4 protein-coding genes are annotated in these 2,263 nt (G+C 72.2%); 2 read left to right on the forward strand and 2 right to left on the reverse strand.

Annotated elements, in window-relative coordinates:
• A partial coding sequence (locus PLL68_RS14115; RefSeq protein ID WP_324535152.1) for a hypothetical protein occupies nucleotides 1-845 on the reverse strand: 845 nt, incomplete at its 3' end.
• 16 nt (nucleotides 846-861) lie between these two features.
• Entirely contained in the window at nucleotides 862-1,134 is a 273-nt protein-coding gene (locus tag PLL68_RS14120; RefSeq protein ID WP_324535154.1) for a MoaD/ThiS family protein, read from the reverse strand.
• Nucleotides 1,135-1,155: 21 nt separating this feature from the next.
• On the opposite strand from PLL68_RS14120, the gene PLL68_RS14125 reads away from it, so the two are divergent.
• Entirely contained in the window at nucleotides 1,156-1,854 is a 699-nt protein-coding gene (locus tag PLL68_RS14125) for a winged helix-turn-helix transcriptional regulator (RefSeq protein ID WP_324535156.1), read from the forward strand.
• Nucleotide 1,855: 1 nt separating this feature from the next.
• Nucleotides 1,856-2,263, forward strand: a 408-nt coding sequence (locus PLL68_RS14130) for a GNAT family N-acetyltransferase (protein ID WP_324535159.1), incomplete at its 3' end; no start/stop codon positions are given.

Genomic DNA, 2,263 nt, shown 5'->3' on the forward strand with positions numbered 1-2,263 from the left:
AGCAGGGACAACCCGTAGGCCACGACGCCGGGCACGAGCAGCGCAGCGGCGGCGCTGGACATCTGGCTCTTGACCGTCGTGATGGCCGGCAGCACGCTGTGGACCCGGCGCATCGCGTGCGAGACCGCGGCGCAGGCGAACCCCACGAGCGCTGCCGGAGCAATGCCCGGGCCCCCGATGACGGACGCGGCGATGATGGCTCCCAGCCCCCCGAGGAGCATGGCAGCCGGCAGCATCCACGGCCGAAGCGCTGACATCCCGGCGCCGAGGTCGGCGAAGGACGCGGTGGCGATGGCCACGAACGCCACCACCGCGACCTCGGTGGTGAACGAACCGCGCGACAACGGCAACCACGTCGTCCCCAGCGCGATGACGGCCAGACCGAACGAGGTGACCCCGATCGAGTCGGTGAGTCGCGGTCGCCCGTCACGACGCAGGATCTGGTGCCCGAACATGATGGCGAGCCCGATGATGAGGGCGACCGGGACGAGCCGCAGGTAGGGCTGCTCGGGGCTGGCGACCCCCGCTGCGGGTGCGAGAACGGCTGGGACACCGATCGCCAGCGACGACCCGAACCGGCTCGACGAGCCGTGCAGCGCCGGCCAGCCCCAGGCGACGACGATCCCGGCCCAGGCCAACCCGGCAGCCAGCAGCACGGGGTCGGCGACGAGGGCGAGAACGAGCAGACCCGCCAGGACGACGGTCGCGGCGACGGTGACGGGCCGCGGAACGGTGGCCAGGGCCGGTAGCACCGGCTCGTGGAGCACCGCGTCCCGGCGGGCGCGACGGGCCGCACGGGTCTCCGGCTCGGGGGCCGCAGTCACGTCGCTCGAATCCTCGTCCACGCGCGGCATCCTCCCATCATCCCCCGGCAAAGGGCGGGAGAACCTCGACGACCGCGCCGGGCGCGATCTGGTCACCACCCGAGCTCGCCCGACCGCCGACGAGCACCGAGCACACCGGCAGGACCGCGAGCAGGCCGGGGCGGGATTCGGCCAGGTGAGTGACGAGGTCGTCGACGGTGGCAACCCCCGCCAGCCGCTCCTCCGCGACTCCCGCGGCAGCCCGGGCCCCCGCCCAGTAGCGGACCGTGACCATCTCAGCCGGATCGGTGCCGGGACCTGACGTGTGCATGACCACCTATCCTGATGGGCAATGGCCCACCTGCTGCTGCTGACGAACACCTTGGCGCCCAGCGCCGAGGTCGTTCCTGCGCTCGGGCTCCTGAGCCACCATGTTCGCATCCTCCCTGCGGAAGCCTCCGTCCTGGTCGACGCGCCACAGGCTGACGTCGTCATCGTCGACGCCCGTCGCGAGCTCGCGATGGCCAAGTCCCTGTGCCGGGTGATCTGCACGACGGGCATCTCGATCCCGCTGCTCGTCGTCGTCACCGAGGGGGGCCTGGCCGGGCTGACGAGCGACTGGGGCATCGACGACGTCATCCTCGACACCGCCGGACCGGCAGAGATCGAGGCCCGCCTGCGCCTGGTCATGGGGCGCACGAGCGAGGCCGCCGAGGACGAGACCGGGCCGATCACCGCCGGCGCCCTCGTCATCGACGAGGTGACCTACTCGGTGCGGCTGCGGGGGCGGCTGCTCGACCTCACGTACAAGGAGTTCGAGCTGCTGAAGTACCTCGCGCAGCACCCGGGGCGGGTCTTCACGCGATCGCAGCTGCTCCAGGAGGTCTGGGGCTACGACTACTTCGGTGGCACGCGCACGGTCGACGTCCACGTGCGGCGGCTGCGTGCCAAGCTCGGCACCGACTACGAGGTGCTCATCGGGACCGTCCGCAACGTCGGGTACCGCTTCGTCCCCGAGGTCGCCGACTCCTTCTCGGAGATCGAGTCCTGACGTGACGCGCCCCCCGCGCACGACGCGCCTGTCCGCGATCGACGACGCCACGGCATCCGAGATCCGTGCCCTGCTGGCGCTGGCCGAGGACGCCGACGGCGTCGAGGCCGTCTCCGAGTCGTTCCGGTTGGCGATCGGTCCGGCCCGCGAGGGCGTGGTTCACCTGGTGCGCCTGGACGAGGACGACGCCGTGGTCGGGTATGCGCAGGTGGCGCAGGCGGGCGGGCCGGATGCCGTGGCCGAGCTGGTCGTGGACCCGCGGCATCGTCGTCGCGGGCACGGTCGCGCCCTGCTCGACGAGGTGGTGGCGCTGGGTGCACGCAGCGTCTGGGCCCACGGCATGCTGCCCGCGGCGACGGCCCTGGCCGCTGCTGCCGGGCTGGTCGTCACGCGTGAGCTGTACGTCATG

This window comes from Ornithinibacter sp. (assembly GCF_035443565.1).
GTDB lineage: Bacteria > Actinomycetota > Actinomycetes > Actinomycetales > Dermatophilaceae > Fodinibacter.